The 22,174-nt window shown below is 65.9% G+C and carries 17 protein-coding genes; 9 read left to right on the forward strand and 8 right to left on the reverse strand.

Annotated elements, in window-relative coordinates:
* The first annotated feature begins 49 nt into the window (after positions 1 to 49).
* Positions 50 to 1,264, forward strand: a complete 1,215-nt coding sequence (locus CH296_RS16820; RefSeq protein WP_094685277.1) for an alanine racemase — start codon at positions 50 to 52, stop codon at positions 1,262 to 1,264.
* Here the strand turns inward: CH296_RS16820 and CH296_RS16825 are convergent.
* The gene (locus CH296_RS16825; protein ID WP_094685278.1) at positions 1,234 to 4,683 is read right to left on the reverse strand and encodes a bifunctional RecB family nuclease/DEAD/DEAH box helicase; all 3,450 of its coding nucleotides are present in this window, start codon (positions 4,681 to 4,683) and stop codon (positions 1,234 to 1,236) included. The two genes, CH296_RS16820 and CH296_RS16825, sit on opposite strands and share 31 nt — an antisense overlap.
* Positions 4,684 to 4,762: 79 nt before the next feature.
* Here CH296_RS16825 and CH296_RS16830 point away from each other — a divergent pair, with 79 nt between their 5' ends.
* Positions 4,763 to 5,380 carry an alpha/beta hydrolase gene (locus CH296_RS16830; protein ID WP_045199264.1) on the forward strand — a complete coding sequence of 206 codons (618 nt, stop codon included), beginning with the start codon at positions 4,763 to 4,765 and terminating at the stop codon, positions 5,378 to 5,380.
* 57 nt (positions 5,381 to 5,437) lie between these two features.
* On the opposite strand, the gene CH296_RS16835 is transcribed toward CH296_RS16830, so the two are convergent.
* A complete protein-coding gene (locus tag CH296_RS16835) occupies positions 5,438 to 7,225 on the reverse strand; it encodes a long-chain fatty acid--CoA ligase (RefSeq protein WP_032396505.1) in 1,788 nt (595 codons plus the stop codon).
* 277 nt (positions 7,226 to 7,502) lie between these two features.
* Between CH296_RS16835 and CH296_RS16840 the strand changes: the two genes are divergently transcribed.
* From CH296_RS16840 to CH296_RS16855, 4 genes are read left to right on the forward strand one after another with little or no spacing between them, the layout of a single operon-like run.
* Positions 7,503 to 9,323 carry a DEAD/DEAH box helicase gene (locus CH296_RS16840; RefSeq protein WP_373557289.1) on the forward strand — a complete coding sequence of 607 codons (1,821 nt, stop codon included), beginning with the start codon at positions 7,503 to 7,505 and terminating at the stop codon, positions 9,321 to 9,323.
* A 58-nt stretch (positions 9,324 to 9,381) separates the two neighbouring features.
* Entirely contained in the window at positions 9,382 to 9,882 is a 501-nt protein-coding gene (locus CH296_RS16845; RefSeq protein WP_094685286.1) for a 2Fe-2S iron-sulfur cluster-binding protein, read from the forward strand.
* Positions 9,879 to 10,874: a xanthine dehydrogenase family protein subunit M gene (locus tag CH296_RS16850; RefSeq protein WP_094685279.1), complete on the forward strand. Its 996-nt coding sequence runs from the start codon at positions 9,879 to 9,881 to the stop codon at positions 10,872 to 10,874. The genes CH296_RS16845 and CH296_RS16850 overlap by 4 nt, the downstream gene beginning before the upstream one ends.
* Entirely contained in the window at positions 10,871 to 12,979 is a 2,109-nt protein-coding gene (locus tag CH296_RS16855) for a xanthine dehydrogenase family protein molybdopterin-binding subunit (protein WP_094685280.1), read from the forward strand. The genes CH296_RS16850 and CH296_RS16855 overlap by 4 nt, the downstream gene beginning before the upstream one ends.
* Here CH296_RS16855 and CH296_RS16860 read toward each other — a convergent pair.
* The 4 genes from CH296_RS16860 to CH296_RS16875 are packed head-to-tail and all read right to left on the reverse strand — an operon-like array spanning position 12,976 to position 16,299.
* Positions 12,976 to 13,722: an amino acid ABC transporter ATP-binding protein gene (locus CH296_RS16860; protein WP_094629627.1), complete on the reverse strand. Its 747-nt coding sequence runs from the start codon at positions 13,720 to 13,722 to the stop codon at positions 12,976 to 12,978. The genes CH296_RS16855 and CH296_RS16860 overlap by 4 nt on opposite strands.
* A complete protein-coding gene (locus CH296_RS16865; protein ID WP_094685287.1) occupies positions 13,719 to 15,209 on the reverse strand; it encodes an ABC transporter permease subunit in 1,491 nt (496 codons plus the stop codon). Before CH296_RS16865 ends, CH296_RS16860 begins: the two co-directional genes overlap by 4 nt.
* Before the next feature lie 38 nt (positions 15,210 to 15,247).
* Entirely contained in the window at positions 15,248 to 15,730 is a 483-nt protein-coding gene (locus tag CH296_RS16870; RefSeq protein WP_032396509.1) for a RidA family protein, read from the reverse strand.
* 14 nt (positions 15,731 to 15,744) lie between these two features.
* A complete protein-coding gene (locus CH296_RS16875; protein ID WP_032396510.1) occupies positions 15,745 to 16,299 on the reverse strand; it encodes a histidine phosphatase family protein in 555 nt (184 codons plus the stop codon).
* A 78-nt stretch (positions 16,300 to 16,377) separates the two neighbouring features.
* On the opposite strand from CH296_RS16875, the gene CH296_RS16880 reads away from it, so the two are divergent.
* Together CH296_RS16880 and CH296_RS16885 are read left to right on the forward strand one after the other, a co-directional pair.
* Positions 16,378 to 17,553 (forward strand): acyl-CoA dehydrogenase family protein, encoded by a 1,176-nt coding sequence (locus tag CH296_RS16880; RefSeq protein WP_032396511.1) that lies wholly within the window; start codon positions 16,378 to 16,380, stop codon positions 17,551 to 17,553.
* 17 nt (positions 17,554 to 17,570) lie between these two features.
* Positions 17,571 to 18,698: an acyl-CoA dehydrogenase family protein gene (locus CH296_RS16885; RefSeq protein ID WP_094659279.1), complete on the forward strand. Its 1,128-nt coding sequence runs from the start codon at positions 17,571 to 17,573 to the stop codon at positions 18,696 to 18,698.
* 72 nt (positions 18,699 to 18,770) lie between these two features.
* Here the strand turns inward: CH296_RS16885 and CH296_RS16890 are convergent, their stop codons facing one another.
* Positions 18,771 to 19,580 carry an alpha/beta hydrolase gene (locus tag CH296_RS16890; protein WP_094682119.1) on the reverse strand — a complete coding sequence of 270 codons (810 nt, stop codon included), beginning with the start codon at positions 19,578 to 19,580 and terminating at the stop codon, positions 18,771 to 18,773.
* Between the two features lie 160 nt (positions 19,581 to 19,740).
* Between CH296_RS16890 and CH296_RS16895 the strand changes: the two genes are divergently transcribed.
* Positions 19,741 to 20,652, forward strand: coding sequence for a phosphodiesterase (locus CH296_RS16895; RefSeq protein WP_032396538.1), 912 nt, complete (start codon positions 19,741 to 19,743; stop codon positions 20,650 to 20,652).
* Here CH296_RS16895 and CH296_RS16900 read toward each other — a convergent pair.
* On the reverse strand, positions 20,649 to 22,148 hold the full coding sequence (locus tag CH296_RS16900) for a stealth family protein (protein WP_179273070.1): 1,500 nt from the start codon (positions 22,146 to 22,148) through the stop codon (positions 20,649 to 20,651). The two genes, CH296_RS16895 and CH296_RS16900, sit on opposite strands and share 4 nt — an antisense overlap.
* Between the last annotated feature and the right edge of the window lie 26 nt (positions 22,149 to 22,174).

Genomic DNA, 22,174 nt, shown 5'->3' on the forward strand with positions numbered 1-22,174 from the left:
GAGTGTTTGACTGTGTAGGCCTGGCAACGACGACGAAGGAATACGCCGCATGAGCTCGATCGCCGGTGTCGCAACCACCGACACGACACCACTGTCCCGTATCGCCGCTGCCACCGAGGGGATCGAATCACCTTTGGCTGCAGTCGATTCGGCTGCCCTCGATGCCAATGCGGCGGCCCTGCGAGCGCGGGCGGATTCGGTGCCGATCAGGATCGCGAGCAAGTCGGTCAGGTGCCGGGCGGTGCTGGATCGGGTGCTCGCAGCCGACGGTGTGAACGGGGTCATGGCCTACTCCCTGCGTGAGGCGATCTGGTTGGCACGCAACGGTGTGGAAGACATCCTGATGGGGTACCCGTCGGTCGATCGCACCGCCCTCGCCGAGGTCGTCAATGATCGTGTGCTGTCGGGACGCATCTCGCTGATGGTCGACGACGTCGCACAGCTCGACATCGTGCGCGACGCCACCGACAGCGATCTTCTCAAGCCGCGGATCTGTATCGACGTCGATGCCTCGCTGCGGATCGGACCGCTGCACATCGGTGTCCGACGTTCGCCGCTGCGCGAACCCGAGCAGGTCGCCGCCTTCGCGCGGGCGGCGCAGGCGCGCGGGTTCCGGGTGGTCGGTCTGATGTTCTACGAGGCGCAGATCGCCGGTGTGCCCGATTCCAATCGTGCGGTGGAATGGATGAAGTCGCTCTCTTCCCGTGAGATCTCCACGCGCAGAACGGCGGTCGTCGAGGCCGTGACTGCGGCAGTCGGTCGGATCGAGATCGTCAACAGTGGCGGTACCGGGTCGATCGACTTCTCGGCGGCCGATCCGGTCGTCACCGAGGTGACCGCCGGGTCGGGCTTGTTCGCGCCGACGCTCTTCGATCGGTATCGCGCGTTCTCGGCCGAGCCCTCGCTGTTCTTCGCACTGCCCGCGGTGCGCAAGCCGACTCCGCAGATCGCGACGCTGTTCGGTGGTGGCTACATCGCGTCGGGTCCGGCGTCGGCGTCGAGGTCGCCGCGGCCGGTCGCGTGGTCGAGAAGGGCCAGGGGAGTAGTGACGTCCGGTCTGAGGTTGCTGCGCAGCGAGGGTGCCGGCGAGGTGCAGACTCCCGTGAGCGGAGCAGGGGAGATCCGGATCGGTGATCGCGTCTGGTTCCGCCATGCCAAGGCGGGCGAGCTGTGCGAGCGGTTCGACACCCTGCATCTGGTGCACGCCGACGGGTCTGTCGAGGTAGTCCCCACTTATCGTGGTGAGGGTATGGCGTTCGGCTGAATCCCGTTCTCGCACAGGCCCATGAACGTTCCGAGAGTGACCAGTCCGGCCGGGGTCGACGGCAGGTACCGGGTCAGTGCCCGCGACCGGATCAGTATCGCGGCCCATTGGCCCCGCGAGACCGCGACGTTGAGTCTGTTGCGGGACAACAGGAATCCCATGCCTCGCGGAACGTCCTCGATCGCCGACGCGGCCATCGAGATCAGCACCACCGGTGCCTGGCGTCCCTGGAACTTGTCGACGGTGCCCACCGCGACCTCGTCGAGTCCGGCGGCCGCGAGTCTCTCGATGATGACGGCTACCTGCGCGTTGTAGGCCGCGACGACCAGGAAGTCGCCCTGGTGCATGGGCCGCGCACCCTCGAAGGACTGCGGGTCGCGCCATTGCCGGCCGAGCAGAGTCTGCACACGGGTGACGATCTCGTCGGCTTCCTCCACCGAATCGGTGGAATTGCCGTGGTGGTCGAGGTACACGGTGTGCAGTCCAGGTTCCAGCCCTGACAGTGAACGAGCCTGTGTCACAGTACTGTTGGACTCCAGTTTGCCCTCGTAGGACAGCGCCGACACCGGGGCGCACAGATCGGGATGCATCCGCCATGTCGTGGCCAGGAAGTAACCGCGGTCGACGGGCAGCGTCGGGTGACCGCTGGTGATCCAACCCAGAGCCGACTCGTCGACGGGTTCGGGGTGGGTGCCCTGGCTGACCTGTGGCAGTTGCGCCGGGTCGCCGAGCAGCAGCAGATTACGTGCAGACACCGAGACGGCGATGGTGTTGGCCAGCGAGAACTGCCCGGCCTCGTCGATGACCAGGAGGTCGAGCGATTCGGGCGGGATGCGGCCGGGGTTGGAGAAGTCCCAGGCGGTACCGCCGATCACGCAGCCGTCCTCGGCGTCGGTGACGAATCGGGAGTACTCCGCCGGGTCGACGACGGTGTGGGCTGTCGGTGCCTTCTTGCCCACCCGGCCCGGGTCGACTCCGGCCGCCACGATGGTGTCCAGCACATTGTTGACCACGTGATGCGACTGGCCCACCACGCCGATGCGCCAGCGATGGACGTCGACCAATTCGGCGATCACCCGGGCAGCGGTGTACGTCTTCCCGGTCCCGGGTGGCCCCTGCACGGCAACGTAGGAGTGATCGAGATCGAGCAGGGCCGCCGTGACCGCCGTCACGTAATCCCCGGCGCGGACCTCGGGAAGGCCTGTGCCGGAGCGGGTTCGGGGTGGGGACAGGGTCAGCAGATCGGCGACGGCCGTGCGCGGAAGGTGCGGCAGTGCCGCACCGACCTCGGCGGCGGCGGCAACGATCGCCTGCTCCAGATACTTGGTCGCCGGAGGCGGCTCGGGTGCGGTGGCGATGGGGAAGTCGGGGTACTCGTCCACTCCCTTGCGGAGGTTCTCCTGCACCACCACCATGTCGAGGGTGCCCTCGTAGCCTGCCTGCACGATCTCGACCGTCGTGGTCGCGCGATGGGTCGGCTGCTGCTTCGGCAGCCCCTCCGGCGCCGGGTCGTCGTAGAGCAGCTTGACCTTCGAGCTCGACAGGACTCCGTTGCTCAGGTGCCCCAGTAGCTTGAGCTGCCGTCGCAGGACGCGTTGATTCGGTGCGGTTTTCATCCAGTCGTGCACCAGTTCGGCGCGCTCGACCTTCAGCACGTCGGCGGCGTCGGCCCACTCGTCCAACGGGTGTGTCAGGCGGTCGAAGTGCGCCCACCAGAACGGCTTTCGTTCGCGTCGGTGATACCCGATGGAACCGGCGAACAGTGCGACGGCCTGTTGCGTCGAGGTGCGCTCCCACGGCAGACCGGCGTACTCGGCGAGTTCGAGCTCGAGCGGGCTGGCGGTGTCCACGGCAGCGTCTTCGAGCTCGAGGTGTTGCGTCGTCCGCGGGTGCACCCCGGCATCCGACGCGCGCGCCAGCAACCAATCCCGCAGTCGCTGTGTCGATTCGCAGTCGGTGCGGTTGTACTCGGCGATCTCGGAGAGCAGTGCCGCGGCCTCGGCGTCCTTGCCCTGATCTCGCAGATCGCACCAGTTCGCGTATTCGACGATCGACGCGGCCGCGTCGGTGACGTCTCCGTCGCGGGCGGCGGGCATGTACAGGGGTTCGAGCTTCTTGATGCTGTAGGACCTGGCTCCGATGCGTACCGCAGATCGCACGATCGGATAGAGGTCGACCAGAACATCGTCCCGCAGTAGGCCGTCGACCGCGTCCTCACCGACGCCGTAGCGTCCGGCGAGGCGCAGCAGCGCGGTCTTCTCGTACGGCGCGTAGTGGTAGACGTGCATGTTCGGGTGAGCCGCGCGTCGGGTGGTCACGTAGTCGAGGAAGTCGATCAGGGCGCGTCGTTCCTGCGCGCGATCGTGCGCCCAGAACGGCAGGAAGTCGCCGTCGGCGGTGTGGACACCGAACAGGTACTCGAGTCCCCACTCGGAACTGCCTGCCTCTGCCCACAGGGGATCGCCCTCGAAGTCGAAGAAGATGTCGCCCGGATCGGGCTCGGGAATCACACCGAGGGCGTCGGCGTCGAAGATCTCGAACTCGGCGTCGCCGCTGTGCTCCTGGCGCACCTGGAGCTCGGCTTGAGCTCGCAGGTTGGTCAGTGTGCGCGACGACATGCCCTGCACGGTCCCGGTCGACGCAGCCAGCTCGTCCACCGTGGCGATTCCCGCGTCGAGCAGTCTCTCCCGGGTACTCGCGCGCATCCCGGCGACGAGAACCAGGTCGCGGTGCTCTTCCACCTCGATCGTGCAGGCCTCGCACTGCCCGCAGCCGGAGTAGCGCGGGTCGAACCAGTCGACGACGGTGCCCTCGGCGTGGTGCTCGTCGAGGATCTGTTGCAGGTGTTCCCTGGACTGCCGGTAGACCGGAAGGATCTCGGCGAGCGAGTGGACGGAGTCGCTGCCGTCGCCGAGCATCAGGTGCACCTCGTCGCTCGGAGTGATCCCGCCGGACCGCAGCGCGTCCGCGTAGGCCGCCAACTGCAGCAGTGCCGGAACCTTGGCGTGCCGAGAGAGCTTCGTGTCGTACACCGCGTACCGATCGCCCTCGGCCACCAGAAAGTCGCAGAAACCGAGGAATCGTCCGTCGAAGAAGGTCGCCTGGTACACCACCGGTGTGCGCGCAGTCAGAGCGGTGAAGGTTGCCCACGCGGCGTCGGCAAGTTCCTGGTCGGTACGCCCCGGTCGATCCATCGTCAGGACACCGCCGGGGAACCGCCGCTGGAATGTCTCGAGCTGTCGGCGCTCGTGCTCGAATCCCAGTGCGGAGGTGCGGTCGAGCATCGGATCGGGGGTGGCCGTTGCCCGCGGGATCAGTCCGCTCAACCCGTCGAGTCGGCGCAGCAGTCCGAATTCGCACGACGCTGCCGCGGCGAGGTCGCTGGCGCTGTAGATGACGCGATCGCCGATGAGGAACACGCGCCCACCCTAGTCACCGCCGGGAGCGGCACCGGTCACGTTGCGCGCGGATGCCGTCGCAAGGAGGCAAAATGATCGAATGCCTTTTTTCGACGGAGCCACCGGTGCTGTCCATTACCGAAACTGGACTGTTCCCGATGCTCGTTTCGGTCTCGTTTTTCTGCACGGTCTCGGCCAGAACAGCGGCCACTATCACCGCTTCGCTCGGGTCCTCAACGGACGCGGGGTCGACGTGTGGGCGGTCGATCACGTGGGCCACGGCCTCACCGAAGGTGAGTTGACCGACGCCGCTCAGATTCCCGGCCTCGCGCAGAATGCGCTGCAGTTGCTCGACATCGCCGAAGCCGAGCACCCCGAGTTGTCGTTCGCCCTGATGGGTCATTCCCTCGGCGCGGCCACGGCCATCGCGGCCCTCGGAGCGCATCCCGAGGCGGTTCGGTGCGCGGTGCTGTGCGGCACCCCCAAGTCCGTGACCGGCTCGGCCAACGATCTCGCCGACAACGTGATTCCGATCCTCGCGGTACACGGAGTCGACGATCGCCTGGCTCCGATCGATGCGGTGCGCGAGTGGATCGGCAGTGTTCCCGACTCGTCACTGCGTGAATTCGAGGACGGGGGCCACGACCTGCTGCACGAGAAGATCCATCTGCAGGTGACCTCGGTGGTGGCGGAGTTCCTCGACGATCACATGTCCTGATCCGACGACGAGGGCCCGGTGCGCATCGCACCGGGCCCTCGTCGTCGGATGGTCGATCTACGAGTAGATCGCCTCGATGTCGCTGCCGCGCTCGGCGTGGATGATGTTGCGCTTGAGCTTCATCGTGGGGGTGAGCTCACCGGTTTCGACGGTGAAATCGTTCTCGAGGATCGTGTACTTCTTGATCTGCTCGGGGTTGGAGACCTTCTTGTTGGCCTCGGCGACGGCCTTGTCGATCTCGGCGACGAGGTCGGCGTTCTTCGACAGCTCCGAGAACGGGATGTCGGCCGAGAGGCCGTGTCGCTCGAGCCAGCCCGGCAATGCCTCGGGGTCGAGGGTGATGAGCGCACCGATGAACGGCTTCGCGTCGCCGACGACGAGGCACTGGCTGATGATCGCGTTCGCGCGGAGGGCGTCCTCGAGCACTGCGGGGGCGACGTTCTTGCCGCCCGCGGTCACGATGATCTCCTTCTTGCGGCCGGTGATCGAGACGTAGCCTTCCTGGTCGATGGTGCCGAGGTCGCCGGTGTGGAACCAGCCGTCGACGATGGCCTCTGCCGTCGCCTTCTCGTTGTGCCAGTAGCCGCTGAACACGACCGGTCCCTTGAGCAGCAGTTCGCCGTCCTCGGCGACCTTCACCGAGTGGCCGTCGATGGGCTTGCCGACGGTGCCGACGCGCTGATCCTTGGTGGTGTTGACGGTGATCGCCGCGCTTGTCTCGGTCAGTCCGTAGCCCTCGTAGACCGGAACTCCTGCACCGCGGAAGAAGTGGCCGAGGCGGGCACCGAGAGGTCCGCCGCCGGACACCGCGCGGGTGCAGTTGCCGCCGAGTGCGGCGCGCAGCTTGGAGTACACGAGCTTGTCGAACACCGTGTGCTTGAGATTCAGGACGAGCCCGGCTCCGCCCTTCTCCTGGGCCTCGCTCCACTCGATGGCCGTCGCGGCGGCCTTGTCGAAGATGGAACCCTTGCCGCCGTCGTGCGCCTTCTGCTTGGCGGAGTTGTAGACCTTCTCGAACACGCGCGGCACCGACAGGATGAAGTCCGGCTTGAACACCGCGAACTGATCCACCAGCGTCGTCACGTCCGAGGTGTGCCCGACGGTCACCTTGGACTCGAACGAGCCGAACGACACGGCGCGGGCGAACACGTGCGCCATCGGGAGGAACATCAGTGTGCGATTGCCCTCCTTCATCGAGTCGTGCAGCGCGATCTGGGTGGCCTGAACCTCGGCGTAGAAGTTGGCGTGTGTGAGCTGGACGCCCTTGGGGCGACCGGTGGTGCCCGAGGTGTAGATCAGGGTGGCGGGCGATGCTGCGCTGACCTGATGGCGTCGCGCGTGCAGATCCTCGTCGCTGACCCCGGCACCACGGGTGGTCAGTTCTTCGATGGCTCCGGCGTCGATCTGGAGAACCTCACGCAGATCCTTGGCACCCTCGGTGACCTCTTTGAGGTTCGAGGCGTGCGCTGCGGTCTCGACGACGAGCAGCTTGGTGGCGGAGTCCTCGAGGATCCATTGCGCCTGATCGGCGGAGGATGTCTCGTAGATCGCGACGGTGCAGCCGCCTGCCGACCAGATGGCGTAGTCGAGGACGACCCACTCGTAACGCGTCGCGCTGAGGATGGCGACTCGGTCGCCGAGTTCGATTCCGGACGCGATCAGTCCCTTGGCCGCTGCGGCGACCTCTTTCGCGAACCGAGCTGCGGTGACGTCGGTCCAGTTGCCGTTCTCCAGTCGCTGGAAGGGTACGAAGTTCGGCGATTCCTTCTCGTACCTGTAGACGGTGTCGGCCATGGATGCGTCGTCAGGAATGGTGAACGACGCCGGCACAGAATATTCGCGCACTGCTGGACCCCTTACGGAAAAATAGCGTGGTAGTTGTGCATTTCATCACATTCGAGGCCGTGGCGCACCATCCGGGGTGTCCGGTTTGTCGACTTTGCCGCGAGTCCGAGGGAGTTGAGTGTGACTCGGGGTACAACTTAACTGCCTGCAGTCGGGTTCGGGCGTCGGGTTGCCAGTGTGAGGCCGCTCGCACCGCATGCCGTCGTGACCGGTTTCGTCACCTGATCAGCGTAGAAGGGGTCGCGGTGCCCGAGCAGGTACTAAACTCGTGCAACATATGAGCACTTCAGAAACTGAACAGGATGCCGCCGTGACGTCGGACGAGACGAATTCGCCCCCTCAGGAGTCCGCCTCCGCTCCGGTCAGCGCGAGCGAGTCGTCCTCGGCGACGGGTGACGACATCACTTTTGCCGATCTCGGCATCGACGAGCGGGTCCTGAAGGCCTTGCGTGACGTGGGGTACGAGACGCCGTCGCCCATCCAGGCGGCCACCATTCCGCCGCTGATGGCCGGCAACGATGTCGTCGGCCTCGCGCAGACCGGAACCGGCAAGACCGCCGCGTTCGCAGTGCCGATCCTGTCGCGGCTCGACGTCTCGCGTCGAGTACCGCAGGCCCTGGTGCTGGCCCCGACCCGGGAGCTCGCTCTCCAGGTCGCCGAGGCGTTCGGCAAGTACGCCACGCACATTCCGGGTCTGCACATCCTGCCGATCTACGGCGGTCAGGCGTACGGCATCCAGCTCTCCGGCCTGCGTAAGGGCGCGCAGATCATCGTCGGTACCCCCGGTCGCGTCATCGACCACCTCGAGAAGGGCACCCTCGACCTGTCCGGCCTTGAGTACCTGGTACTCGACGAGGCCGACGAGATGCTCAAGATGGGCTTCCAGGAGGACGTCGAGCGCATCCTCTCCGATACCCCGGAGTACAAGCAGGTCGCGTTGTTCTCGGCCACCATGCCTGCCGCGATTCGCAAGATCTCCAAGCAGTATCTGCACGACCCGGTGGAGATCACCGTCAAGACCAAGACGTCGACGGCACCGAACATCACCCAGCGCTACGTCCAGGTGGCGCACCAGCGCAAGCTCGAAGCGCTCACTCGAATCTTCGAGGTCGAAGAGTTCGAGGCCATGATCATGTTCGTCCGCACCAAGCAGGCCACCGAGGAGCTCGCCGAGAAGCTGCGCGCACGGGGCTTCTCGGCCGCGGCGATCAACGGCGACATCGTGCAGGCCCAGCGTGAGCGCACCATCGGCCAACTCAAGAACGGCCAGGTCGACATCCTGGTGGCCACCGATGTCGCGGCCCGCGGTCTCGACGTCGACCGCATCTCGCACGTCATCAACTACGACATCCCGCACGACACCGAGTCCTACGTGCACCGCATCGGTCGCACCGGTCGCGCGGGCCGGGCCGGTCAGGCTCTGCTGTTCGTCGCCCCACGCGAGCGGCATCTGCTCAAGGCCATCGAGCGCGCGACGCGTCAGCCGATCACCGAGATGCAGCTCCCCAGCGTCGACGACGTCAATGCGCAGCGCGTGACGAAGTTCAAGGACTCCATCACCGACAGCCTCGGCAACGAGAATCTGGCCTTGTTCCGCCGGCTCATCGAGGACTACGAGCGCGAGCACGATGTGCCGTTGGTCGACATCGCCGCCGCGCTGGCGATCCAGTCGCGCGACGGCGAAGCGTTCCTGTTGAAGCCGGAGCCGCCTGCCCCGCCGCGGGCACCCCGTGAGCCGCGTGAGCCGCGGCCGCCGCGCACGTTCGACGAGGATGCCGCCAGCTCGCATCACCGCAAGACGGGCCAGGAGATGGCGACGTACCGCATCAGCGTCGGCAAGCGTCATCATGTCGCTCCCGGTGCCATCGTCGGTGCCATCGCCAACGAGGGCGGGCTGCGTCGAAGCGACTTCGGGCACATCAGTATTCGGCCCGACCACTCGTTGGTGGAGCTTCCGGCCGACCTCGCCGACGAGACGGTCGAGGCGTTGCGCCGCACCCGTATCAGTGGCGTGCTGATTCAGCTGCAACCCGATTCCGGCCCTCCCGGACGCAGCGGCGGGCCCCGCGGCGGAGGAAAGTTCAAGGGCAGGCGCTAGCGCGCACGACCTCGAGGTCGAGCGTTTGGTGGCCGAGGCCGCGGGTATCCAGCCGCGCATGACCCACGTCACTCTCCGTGTCAACGGCACCGATCGCGAGATCGACTGCGACACCCGAACCACCCTGCTCGACGCACTACGAGAGAACCTCGATCTCATCGGGGCCAAGAAGGGGTGCGATCACGGGCAGTGCGGTGCCTGCACCGTTCTGGTCGAGGGTCGCCGGATCAACAGCTGCCTGACGTTCGCTGTCGCGCAGCAGGATCGCGAGATCACCACGGTCGAGGGGTTGTCCGACGGCGACACGCTGCACCCGGTGCAACAGGCCTTCGTCGATCGTGACGCGTTCCAGTGCGGGTACTGCACGTCCGGGCAGATCTGCTCGGCGGTCGCGGTGATCGAAGAGGCGAAGCAGGGTTGGCCCAGCGCGGTCACCGAGGACATCGAGGCCGCCGACATCGAACTCGACTCCGATGAAGTGCGAGAACGTATGAGCGGCAACCTCTGTCGTTGTGGTGCCTACTGCAATATCGTCTCGGCCGTACGGGACGCATCGTGAAGACCTTCGAGTACGACGCAGCCACCGCGGTCGACGACGCTGTGGCTCGCCTCGCCGAGAACGAGAACGCGATGGTGCTCGGCGGGGGAACCAACCTCGTCGACCTGATGAAGCTCGGTGTCGTGGGTCCGACGACGCTGATCGACGTCACGCGACTTCCGTTGCACGACATAGACGTATCCGACGACGGATCGCTTCGTGTCGGTTCGGGTGTGACCAACAGTGATCTCGCGGTGCATCCGGTGGTGCGTCAGCGTTATCCGGTGCTCTCACGGGCCGTGCTCTCCGGTGCGTCGGGCCAGTTGCGCAACATGGCGACCACGGGCGGAAACCTGTTCCAGCGCACCCGGTGTGTGTACTTCATGGATGCATCGAAGCCGTGCAACAAACGCGAACCCGGTTCGGGCTGCCCGGCCCGGACGGGTGAACACCGAAACCTGGCCATTCTCGGAGCTTCGCAGGCCTGCGTGGCGACGCATCCCTCCGACATGGCGGTCGCGCTGACCGCCCTCGACGCACGCATCGTCGTCCAGGGGGTCGACGGTGAGCGTGTGGTCGACATCGACGACTTCTACCGGTTGCCCGGTGACGCGCCCGAGCGCGACAACACCGTCGCCCGAGACGAAATCGTCACGGTCGTCGAGATTCCGGCACCGGCGGCCGGCACCGTCTCGACCTACCGCAAGGTGCGCGACCGGCAGTCCTATGCCTTCGCGATCGCCTCGGTCGCCGCCACTCTCGACGTCGAGGACGGGATCGTGCGCGGGGTGTCGATCGCGCTGGGCGGTGTCGCGCACAAACCGTGGCGGGCCCGCACGGCCGAGCACGCGCTGCTCGGCGCGGCCGCCGACGAGGCGTCGTTCCGGCGCGCGATCGCGCTGGAACTCGATGCGGCAGAGCCGTTGCGTGACAACGTATTCAAGGTCCCGCTCGTGACCAACCTGGTCGCTCGCACGTTGGTCGAACTCATGGAGTCGGGAGATCGGTCATGACCGTATCGATCGGACAACCGATCCAGCGCACCGAATCGATCGCGAAGGTCACAGGTCGAGCCCGTTACGCCGCCGAGCAGCCGCCGGCCGTCGGGCAGCTGTACGCCTGGTACGTGCCCGCGACCGTTCCTGCCGGCACGGTCGAACGTGTCGAACTGGACGCCGACGCTACGGTTCACGCAGTCCTGTGGCACGACAACGCCGAGCAACTGGGTGATGTCGAGGACGCCGAACTGCATGTGCTGCAGTCGAACACCGTCGCCTATCGAGGTCAGATCGTGGCCGTCGTCGTGGCAGACACCCTCCAGGATGCCCGCGCCGCCGCAGCCCGAGTGCACGTGCGCTACGCCGACGTGCGTTCTCCCGACAACACTCTGACCGCAGACCACGGTTCGCTGTATGCGCCGGAATCGGTCAACGCGGGGTTTCCCACCGACGTCACCGTCGGCGATCCCGATGCGGCGCTCGCATCGGCCGAGCAGCTGATCGACAACTGGTACTCCACCGCGCCGATGCACAACAGTCCGATGGAGCCGCACGCCACCACGTCGCAGTGGTCCGACGGCGTGCTGACGGTCTGGGATTCGACGCAGGCACCGTCGGGTGTTCAGGGCGACCTCGCCACGGCCTTCGACCTCGAGCCTGAGAACGTTCGAGTGATCGCGGAGAACGTCGGCGGTGGTTTCGGAGCCAAGGGCAGTACGCGGCCCAACGTGATCCTCGCGGCGATGGCCGCGCGAGCCACCGGCCGCACCGTCAAGTTGGTGTTGCCGAGGCAAGCTCTTTTCGACGTCGTCGGCTATCGCACCCCGACGCTCAATCGCGTCCGGCTGGGCGCTGATTCGACAGGAACCCTGCAGGCCATCACGCACGACTCGTTTCAGCAGACCAGCACGATCTTCGAGTTCTGCGAGCAGACGTCGGAATCCACTCGCCACATCTACGCGTCCCCGAACCGTCGCACCACTCACCGACTCGCGCAGCTGGACGTCGGAACGCCGCGGTGGATGCGGGCTCCCGGCGAAGCGCCCGGCATGTTCGCCGTCGAAACGGCCATCGACGAACTGGCCGAGGCCACCGGAATCGACCCGATCGAGTTGCGCATTCGCAACGAGCCCGACGTCGACCCCGCGAGTGGGAACCCGTTCAGCTCACGCAGCGTGGTGCAATGCCTACACGAGGGTGCCGAGAAGTTCGGCTGGGACCGTCGCGTCTCGACGCCGGGACAGCGCAGAGAAGGCAACGTCCTGGTGGGCATGGGGGTCGCGACGGCCAGCTACCCGGTGTTGATCTCACCGAGTACCGCGTCGGCGCGCGTGGAGCAGGACGGCACGATCACGGTGTCCGTCGCTGCGTCGGACATCGGGACCGGAGCGCGCACCGTGCTGCGCCAGATCGCCGCCGATGCCCTCGAGGTGGACGCAGATGCCGTCGTACTCGAACTCGGCGACAGCGCTCTGCCGAAAGCTCCCGGAGCCGGTGGGTCCTCGGGTACCTCGTCCTGGGGGTGGGCCGTCACCAAGGTCTGCCACTCGCTGAAGGCACAGGGTTCGTACGAGCCGGGCAACTCTGCCGATGCCGACACCACCGACGACGTCGAGGGCCAGAAGGAGTTGGCGCGCATGGCGTTCGGCGCTCAGTTCGCGGAGGTCGCGGTCGACATCGACACCGGCGAGGTGCGGGTGCGACGGATGCTCGGGGTGTTCGGCATCGGCGCGGTGATGAATCCGCGGCTGGCCAGGTCTCAGCTCATCGGCGGCATGACGTTCGGACTCGGAATGGCACTGATGGAGAACGGCATCACCGATCACGAGTTCGGCGGGTTCGCCAATCACGATCTCGCCGAGTATCACATCCCGGCGTGTGCGGACGTCACCGACCTCGAGGCGGTGTGGATCGAGGAGGTCGATACCGAACTCGCGCCGATGGGCGGCAAGGGAATCGGCGAGATCGGCGCAGTCGGATCCTCGGCGGCCATCGGCAACGCGGTCTACAACGCCACCGGCGTTCGCGTCCGCGACCTGCCGATCACCCTGGACAAGGTGCTGACGCAGTGGAGTGGTCAAGTGCCCCAGGCGGCACTTGACCACTCCACTGGCCGCTAGGCCAATATCCGCTGCAGGAACTGGCGGGTGCGGGGCTCGGTGGGGTTCACCAGCACCTGCTCCGGGGTGCCGCGTTCGAGGACGACGCCGTTCTCGATGAACAGCACCTGATCGGCGACTTGCTGCGCGAAGCGAATCTCGTGGGTGACGATCACCATGGTCCAGCCCTGCGCGGCAAGGCCTTTGATGACGGCCAGAACCTCGCCGACGAGCTCGGGATCGAGGGCCGAGGTGGGCTCGTCGAACAGCATCAGCTTGGGTCGAAGGGCGAGAGCTCGCGCAATTCCGACGCGTTGTTGCTGGCCTCCGGAGAGCTGGAACGGGTACTGGTCGGACTTGGCGTCGAGACCGATCTGATCGAGGATGGCGTGCGCGTCGCGGATGGCGTCGTCCTTGGCGCGCTTCTGCACGATCACCGGTCCCTCGATGATGTTCTGCAGCACCGTCTTGTGCGGAAACAGGTTGTGGCTCTGGAACACCATGCCGCTCTGGGCGCGGAAATGTCGGAGCTGCGGCGCTCCGACGGGCTCGGAGAAATCCACCGACACGTCCCCGATACGAATGATGCCTGCGTCGGCCTGATCGAGTGCGTTCAGTGTGCGCAGCACCGTGGTCTTGCCGGATCCGGACGGTCCGATGATGACGGTGACGGTGCCGGACGGCACGCCGAACGAGATGTCCTTCAACACCTCGAGTGGCCCGAACGATTTCTTCAGTGCGGATACTTCCAGCAGGTCTGTCATTTGGCCACGTACCTGTCGAGTCGGACTTCGAGTTTGCCTTGGAAGAACGAGAGAACGATGCAGATCGCCCAGTAGTACAGCGCCGCAACGGAGTACAGGGTGAAGAAGTCGAAGGTCGGTGCCGCCGCGAGCTGCGCGACGCGCAGCAGCTCCGTCACCAGGATGGTCGAGGCGAGCGAGGTGTCCTTGACGAGCGAGATCAGCGTGTTCGACAACGGTGGCACCGCGGTGCGCAGTGCCTGCGGAAGCACGATGCGCTGCAACGTGGTTCGGTAGCCCATCCCGATGGTCTGCGCCGCCTCCCACTGGCCCTTGGGCACGCTCAGTATCGCGGCACGGATGACCTCGGCCGCGTAGCCACCGACATTCAACGAGAATGCGACCACCGCGGCCGGGAACGGCGAGATCACGATGCCGAACTGCGGCAGCCCGTAGAAGATGATGAACAGCTGCAGCAGCAGGGGAGTGCCGCGGATGATCGAGACGTAGAACCGGGCGACGGCGGCGAGCGGCTTGTTCGACGAGATGCGTGCCAGCGCCACGGCAAGGGCGATGACGAGTCCGACGACGAAGCTGATGGCGGTCAGCGGAATCGTCATGGTCACCGTGGCTTTGAGCATCGGCCACAGGTTGTCGAACACCAACTGCATTTTCGACGGTGGCGTGGTTCCCGCGTCCTCGCTCTCCGGAACCACGGTGTCCGCGGTCGGTGCGGCGACGTCGCTGCCGAAGTACTTGTTCGAGATCTCGGCGATGGTGCCGTTCTCGCGCAGTGTGTCGATGGCCGTGTCGACCTCGTCCATCAGCCCACTGTCCTTGCGGGCCACGAAGGATTGCAGGGTCGTGTCTCCGGTCTCGCCTGCGATCTTCACGCCGGTGTCGCCGGTCTGCTGCAGGTACTCGGCGATGGCGAGGGAGTCGTTGACGGTGGCGTCGACGCGGCCGTCCTTGACGAGTGTTACCGCCTGGACGAATCCCTCGACGGCTTCGACGTTCGCGCCTGCGTTCGCCGCGACCTCCGCCCAGTTGCTCGTCGAGGATTGGGCGGTGGTCTTGCCGGCCAGGTCGGCGAGAGAGGTGATGGTGGAGTCGTCTGCGGCGGTGAGGATCTGGCCTTCCGACACCGTGTAGGGCGTGGACAGGTCGTAGGCCGACTGGCGCGCAGGAGTGATCGAGACCTGGTTGGCGATGAGGTCGAACCGTTGGGACTGCAGGCCGGCGAAGATCGAGTCGAACGGGGTCTGCACGAAGTCGACGCGTACGCCCAGTTCGGCACCGACCGCGTTGATGACGTCGATGTCGTAACCGGTGAGTTGTCCGTCGTCGCCCTGATAGCTGAACGGACTGTAGGTGCCCTCGGTACCGACGACCAGTACGCCCTCGTCCTTCACCCGGTCCAGTAGCGACTGCGAGGACGAGCTGCAGCCGGACAACCCCAGGATGGCGATCAGAATCGCGACCAGAGCAAGAATCGATCTGCGCACCATCTGCGCCCGCTTTCGCCGTATGTACGAGTGGAGCAAACCTACCCGTCGATCTCCAGTTCCGCTGACACCACGACGGTGTTGTTCATCGGCAAAGCGGCCACCCCGAGTGCGGTTCGGGCATGGGCACCGATCTCGGGACCGAAGATGGCGAGAACCAGATCGGAGAAGCCGTTGACGACCGTGGTGGTCTGAGTGAAACCGTGGTCGGCGTTGACCGATCCGGTGACGGTCAGCCACGCGCTGATTCGATCGAGGTCGCCGATCGCACGGGCGAGGCTGCCCAGCACGGCGAGAGCCGCATCGCGCGCGGCATCGGTGGCGGCGTCGAGACTCACCTGCGATGGCACCGCGCCGAACGGGCCTGCCAGGGCACCGTCCTGCTCGAGCGGCGAATGGCCCGAGGCGAAGACTCGGTTGCCGCGCACGCGAACCCACTCGAACGAGTACTCGAAACCGGGTGGGGCGGTCGGTTCGCCGGGCAGGGTGAAGCCCAGTTCGGTGATGCGACGTTCGATCTCCATGAAGGAAAACTCTGTCAGACCGGGATGCCGTTGATGGTGCGAACGGTCCAGCGAGAACCGTCGTGTTCGAGGGTCGAGACGCCCGCGTTGAGGATGCGTGGGGAGTGGCGTCGCCGGATCGCGTCGAAGATCGCCCGGATGACGCCGCCGTGCGCCACGGCGATCACCGCGGAGTCCGGATAGCGCGAGGCGATCTCGTCCACGCCGCGCACGCCACGCACGATCAGGTTCGAGCGTGGCTCCAGGCCCGGATATCGGCCGTCCGGCCAGTGCGAGTACGCGTCCCAGTCGGTGAATCCTTCGGCGTCACCGAAATGCCGTTCGGCCAGGTCGGGGAACTCAGCGGTGCGGGTCAGGCCCAGGTGCGCGCCGATGATGTCCGCGGTTTCCGCTGCTCTGATCAGCGGGGAGCTGACCAGGTGGTCCCACGTTCGGTACTCGAGTTCGTGGCCGGCCTCGCGGGCCTGGGCACGGCCGGTGTCGTTGAGAGGAATGTCCGATGAGCCCTGCAGACGCCCGTGCAGATTCCAGTTCGTTTCACCGTGCCGAACCAGTGCCAGAAGAGTCATAGTGAGCGGAGAATATCCCAGAGTTACCAGGGAGTACGGTCGATACGAAGATACGCGAACGAGCTTGGAGGATTGTCGATGAATCTTGCCCTCACAGAAGAAGAGGCCGCGTTCCGTGACGAGATGCGGACGTTCTTCACCACGAAGGTCCCGGCCGAGATTCGCGAGAAGAGCGCGACGGGTCAGGAGTTGAGCAAGGACGAGGTGGTCACGACCATGCGAATCCTCAACGAGAACGGCTTGGCCGTGCCGCATTGGCCGGCCGAGTTCGGTGGCCGCGACTGGACTGCTGTGCAGCGCCACATCTGGCTCGACGAGATGCAGTTGGCGTCGGTGCCCGAGCCGCTGGCGTTCAACGCCTCGATGGTCGGCCCGGTCATCGCGACGTTCGGCTCTCAGGAGCTCAAGGAGAAGTTCCTGCCCAAGACGGCGAACCTCGACATCTGGTGGTGCCAGGGCTTCTCCGAGCCCGAGGCCGGATCGGACCTGGCGTCGTTGCGCACCACCGCGATCCGCGACGGTGACGACTACATCGTCAACGGACAGAAGACGTGGACCACGCTCGGCCAGTACGCCGACTGGATCTTCGCGCTCGTGCGCACCAACCCGGACGCGCCGAAGAAGCAGGCAGGAATCTCGTTCCTGCTCATCGATCTGAACACTCCCGGCATCGAGATGCGCCCCATCAAGCTGATCGACGGCAGTGTCGAGGTCAACGAGGTCTTCTTCGACAACGTCCGCGTTCCGGCGGAGAACCTCGTCGGCGAGGAGAACCAGGGCTGGAGCTACGCCAAGTTCCTGCTCGGCAACGAGCGCACCGGCGTCGCCCGGGCCGGACACACCAAAGTGCATCTGGGACAGGCGAAGAAGCACGCAGCGCAGACGAAGGTCGGCAGCGGCACATTGCTCGACGACCCCCTGTTCGCGGCCAAGATGGCCGAGGTCGAGAACGAACTGCTCGCGCTGGAGCTGACTCAGCTGCGCCTGGTGTCGAGCTCGGACGACGGTAAGCCGAATCCGGCGTCGTCCATCCTCAAGCTGCGGGGATCGGAATTGCAGCAAGCGACGACCGAGCTGCTGATGGACGTCGCCGGGCCGGACTCACTGCCCTACGAGGCGGGCGAGGACATCGAGAGCGAGGGCTGGGCGCAGCGCTCGGTACCGGGGTACCTCAACTACCGCAAGGTGTCCATCTACGGCGGCTCGAACGAGGTTCAGCGCACCATCATCGCCTCTGCGATTCTCGGACTGTAAGGGAGCATCTGAAAGACATGGATTTCGAACTCAACGAAGAGCAGAAGCTGCTGCGCGACACCACTCGTGAGGTGCTCACGCGGGCCTACGACACCGAGAAGCGCAACAAGATCGTTGCCGGTGAACTGGGCTGGAGCACCGACGTGTGGAAGCAGTTGGCCGAGGTCGGGCTGCTGGGTCTTACGTTCGGCGAGGAAGACGGCGGGATGGACGCCGGTCCCGTGGAGATCATGGCCGTGATGACCGAGGTCGGTCGACGCCTCGCACCCGAGCCGATTCTCGACGCCGTCCTCGTCCCCGGCGGGTTGATCTCCGAGCTCGGCAGCGCCGAGCAGCGCGCGCGGCTCCTGCCGCCGGTGGCCGAGGGTTCGTCGATGTTGGCGTTCGCGCACAACGAGTCCGGCAGCCGCTGGCCGAACATCGAGGTCGCCACCACCGCCACCGAGGACGGTGGATCGTGGGCGATCAACGGCGTCAAGAATCCGGTTCCGCACGGTGGTAGCGCAGACGTCATCGTTGTCAGTGCAACGCTGCCCACCGGTGGCACGGGACTGTTCGTCGTCGATGCCGATGCGACCGGCCTCACGCGCAAGTCCTACGCGACCCACGACGGTCAGCGCGCCGCGCAGATCGAATTCGTCGATGTCGCAGCAGAACCGCTCGGTACCGCCGAGAACGCGGCAGCGGCCATCACCGGCGCCGAGGTGCGGGCTCAGGCTGCGCTGTGCGCCGAGGCTATCGGTGCCATGGAGGAGGCGCTGCGACTGACCACCGATTACCTGAAGGCGCGCAAGCAGTTCGGGGTTCCGCTGGCCAAGTTCCAGGCACTCACCTTCCGTGCGGCGGACATGTACGTGCTGCTCGAACTGGCCCGCAGCATGAGTCTGTACGCCACGATGTCGTTGGCGGACGGCAACGTCGACCCGACCATCGCCTCGCGCGCCAAGCTGCAGATCTCCCGCTCCGGTCGCAAGATCGGCCAGGAGGCCATTCAGTTGCACGGCGGAATCGGCGTCACCGCCGAATACCCGGTCGGGCACTACACCAGTCGGCTGGTGGCCATCGAGCACACTCTCGGTGGTGCCGACGAGCACCTGCGCATCCTGGCGTCGAAGGTCGCCGATCACGATCTCATCGGGATCTGACTCTCGTCGTAAGACGCCTCGGGCCCGGCCACCTTTCGAAGGTGGCCGGGCCCGAGGTCGTTTCGGGAGGTGTCAGCTGCCCGCATCCGCCGCGGCGACGAGGTCGGCCACGGCCGTGGGGTTCGAGACCAGGATCGCGTGCGAACCCGGTACCTCGGTCACCTGAGCGCCCGCCCGCTGCGCCATGAACCGCTCGGCGGAGGTCGGGATGATCTGATCCTGCTGGGGGATCAGAGCCCACGACGGCGTGTGCGCCCAGGACGGTGGGCCGCTCGGCTCGAGCAGGGCGCCTGCGGCGATCGTCTTCTGGTGTGCGGCCATGCGAGCGGCCTGCTCCTCGCTGACATCCGGGGCGAAGAACGGACGGAACAGGGCGGGAGTGATGTACGAGTCGACGTTGCGGCCGATGATGTTCGACGCGTCGTCGACGACCGTCAGCCCGATCACCGGCGGTACCAGCGCGGTCACCGGAAATCGGATGGGATCGAGTTCGAGGGCGACGGGTTCGCCTTCGACGGGCATGAACGCGGCGACGTAGACCAGAGCCTCCACGTTGTCGGCGTGCACGTTGCTGATCACCGTGCCGCCGTACGAATGGCCCACCAGGATCACCGGCCCGTCGATGCTCTCGACCACGTCGGTGACCGAGGCCGCGTCGATCGCGGGCCCGCGCAGCGAGTTGTCCGCCGTCACCACGGGGTAGCCGCGGCCGCGTAGATCCTCGGCGACGCCGTCCCAGCTGGTGTTGTCTGCGAAGGCTCCGTGCACCAGCACCACGGTCGGCAGCTCCTGCGCGGCAGCGGGAGCGACGCCGATGCCGACCATCGCTCCCACCGTCAGTCCTGCAGTTGCCAGAAGAGTCGTCAGCGTCGGTTTCGTCATGCCCACAACCTGTCACACGCCGGAAGTTCGTGCGGTGTTCACCGCCGAGATCCGACCAGCTTCCTCTCAGCGAACGCTCGTATGCTTGGCTTGCAGCAGTGGCGTTCGTCCGACCCGGGCGATCGCAAAACCGTAGGTGATGATCGTGAGCGAGAGTTCGATGAAGTCTCGGATGGCCGAGTACCCACGTCCCCATCACTGCTTGTTGCACATCAGCGACACGCATCTCGTCGACGGTGGCGGTCGGTTGTACGGCGGCGTGGACAGTGAGTTGCGGCTCGAACAGGTGATGGCCGACGTACGCAACTCGGGTGTGCGCCCCGACGCGTTGGTGTTCACCGGAGACCTGACGGACAAGGGCGAGGCCGGTGCCTACGAGAAGCTGCGGGCGTTGGTCGAGCCCGTGGCCGAGGAACTCGGTGCGCAGATCGTCTGGGCGATGGGCAATCACGACGACCGTGCGATGTTCCGCCAGAAGCTTCTCGACGCCGAACCGACCGTGCAGTCCATCGATCGCGTCCACGACGTCGACGGTCTGCGTGTCGTCACGCTCGACACGACGGTTCCCGGTCGCCATCACGGCGAGCTCGGCGACGAGCAATTGGCTTGGCTGACAGATACTCTCGCCACGCCCGCCGAGTTCGGCACGATCCTGGCGATGCATCATCCGCCGGTGCCGACCGTGCTCGATCTCGCGGTTCTGGTCGAGCTGATCGATCAGCCGCGCCTGGCCGATGTGTTGCGCGGAACCGACGTGCGATCCATTCTCGCTGGGCACCTGCACTATTCGACGACGGCCACGTTCGCGGGTATTCCCGTCTCGGTGGCGTCGGCCACGTGTTACACCCAGGATCTGAACGTGCCCGCCGGTGGATTGCGCGGTCGCGACGGTGCCCAGGGCTACAACCTGGTCCACGTCTACGAGGACACCGTTGTGCATTCGGTGGTGCCGACGGGCTCGTACGACACTGTGGGAGAACCGGTCTCGGCTCAGGAGACCGCACGCAGGCTGAGCGCAGCGGGAGTCACCATCGCGGACAGTGCGAGGCGGAAGACGTTCAGCGACGCCTAGCGCTGCTCTCGTTCCCACGGCGCGACGATGGGGAAGTACTTGTCCAGGAACTGCGTCACCGTCCGGGTGCGCAGGTCGAGGTCGACCTCCGGGAAGCTGCCGTCGTTGAGGCAGAAGAAGTCCACCGACCGTTTGGGGAGCAACTTCTCCATGGCGTCGAGGCCCGCGACCGTCGTGGTATCGATGTACCGAACCTTGGCGTCCTTCTGGACCACGGCGCGTCCACTCATCAGCGCGTAGTAGTGGTACAGCGAGTTCGTCACCGAGATGTTGGTGCTGGCGCGGAACGCGCTCGCGGCGGTGGACGCGAACTCGTCCGGAAACTCGTTCTCCATTTCCTGCATCACACTGCGCCGCAACGGTGTTGCCGCGTGTTCGAGATGCCGGGTAGTGGTCATACCGAATCTGTCCTGCAGGATTCGACGGTTCACCCGTGCCGCATTCTCGAACCCGCTGCGGTCGGCGTCGCTGTAACCCAACCCGATTCGCGTCGTCGCCTCGATGAACATGCTGATCCCGCCGGGGGAGAAGAACATCGACGGGCTGACCGGTCGGCCGAAGAACATGTCGTCGTTCGAGTACAGGAAGTGCTCGGACAAGCCGGGTATGTGGTGCAGCTGGCTTTCGACGGCCTGCGAATTGTGGGTCGGCAGCACGGAGGTGTCGACGAAGAACGCCTCGCTCGGCACGAACGTCACCTTGGGATGATCGGCGAGCCACGCCGGCCTCGGGGAGTCGGTGGCCACGAAGATCCGCCTGATCCACGGCGCGTACATGTGCACCGACCGCAGGGCGTACTTCAATTCGTCGATCTGCCGGTAACGGGCCGCCGAGTCGTCGCCCTCACCGACGACGTAATTCGCCATCCGCCGCGCCCGCTGGGCCTGGAATTCGGCCGAGGAGCCGTCGACCCAGGAGAAGACGATGTCGATCTCGAAATTGATGTCCGACGCATGGTCGGCGAACATGTTCTCGATGGTCGGCCAGGTTCTGCCGAAGCGTTCGACGGTACCGCGGACGGCCTCGTCGGGCCGGATGTTGCGCCTGGTCAGCGAATTCTCGATCGGCAGCACGATCTCGGACGGGGAGAACGACCACAGTTCGATCTGCACGGCCGTCGACGCGCCGTAGTACAACCCACTGAACGGCTCGACGCGCGGCCGGTACAGGCGGACGATGCGTGCGTTCGCGGACGGTGACAGCGACCCGTCGGCCACCAGCACTGCTTTTCCGCGGGCGTCGACGGTCTTGGAGTAGAACGGCTCGGCGCGGCAGGCGTGCACCAGTGCCGTGGTCAACGCTTCGCGTGCGGCCAGTTCGATGGCGATGACGGGCCGTTCGTCGTTGCCGCGAACGAGCAGGTACTTGATGTGTGCGGCGTCGAGTACGGCGCGCACGAACAGCAGATCCTCGACCATCGCCTGGTGCGGGGTGGTGGAGGTGATGGTCAATGCGTAGCGGCCGTCGTGGCTGACGACGTCGGATCGTTCGCTCAGTCGCGCTGCGGATGCGGCAGATTCTC

Source organism: Rhodococcus sp. 14-2496-1d, assembly GCF_002259365.1.
Lineage (GTDB): Bacteria > Actinomycetota > Actinomycetes > Mycobacteriales > Mycobacteriaceae > Rhodococcoides.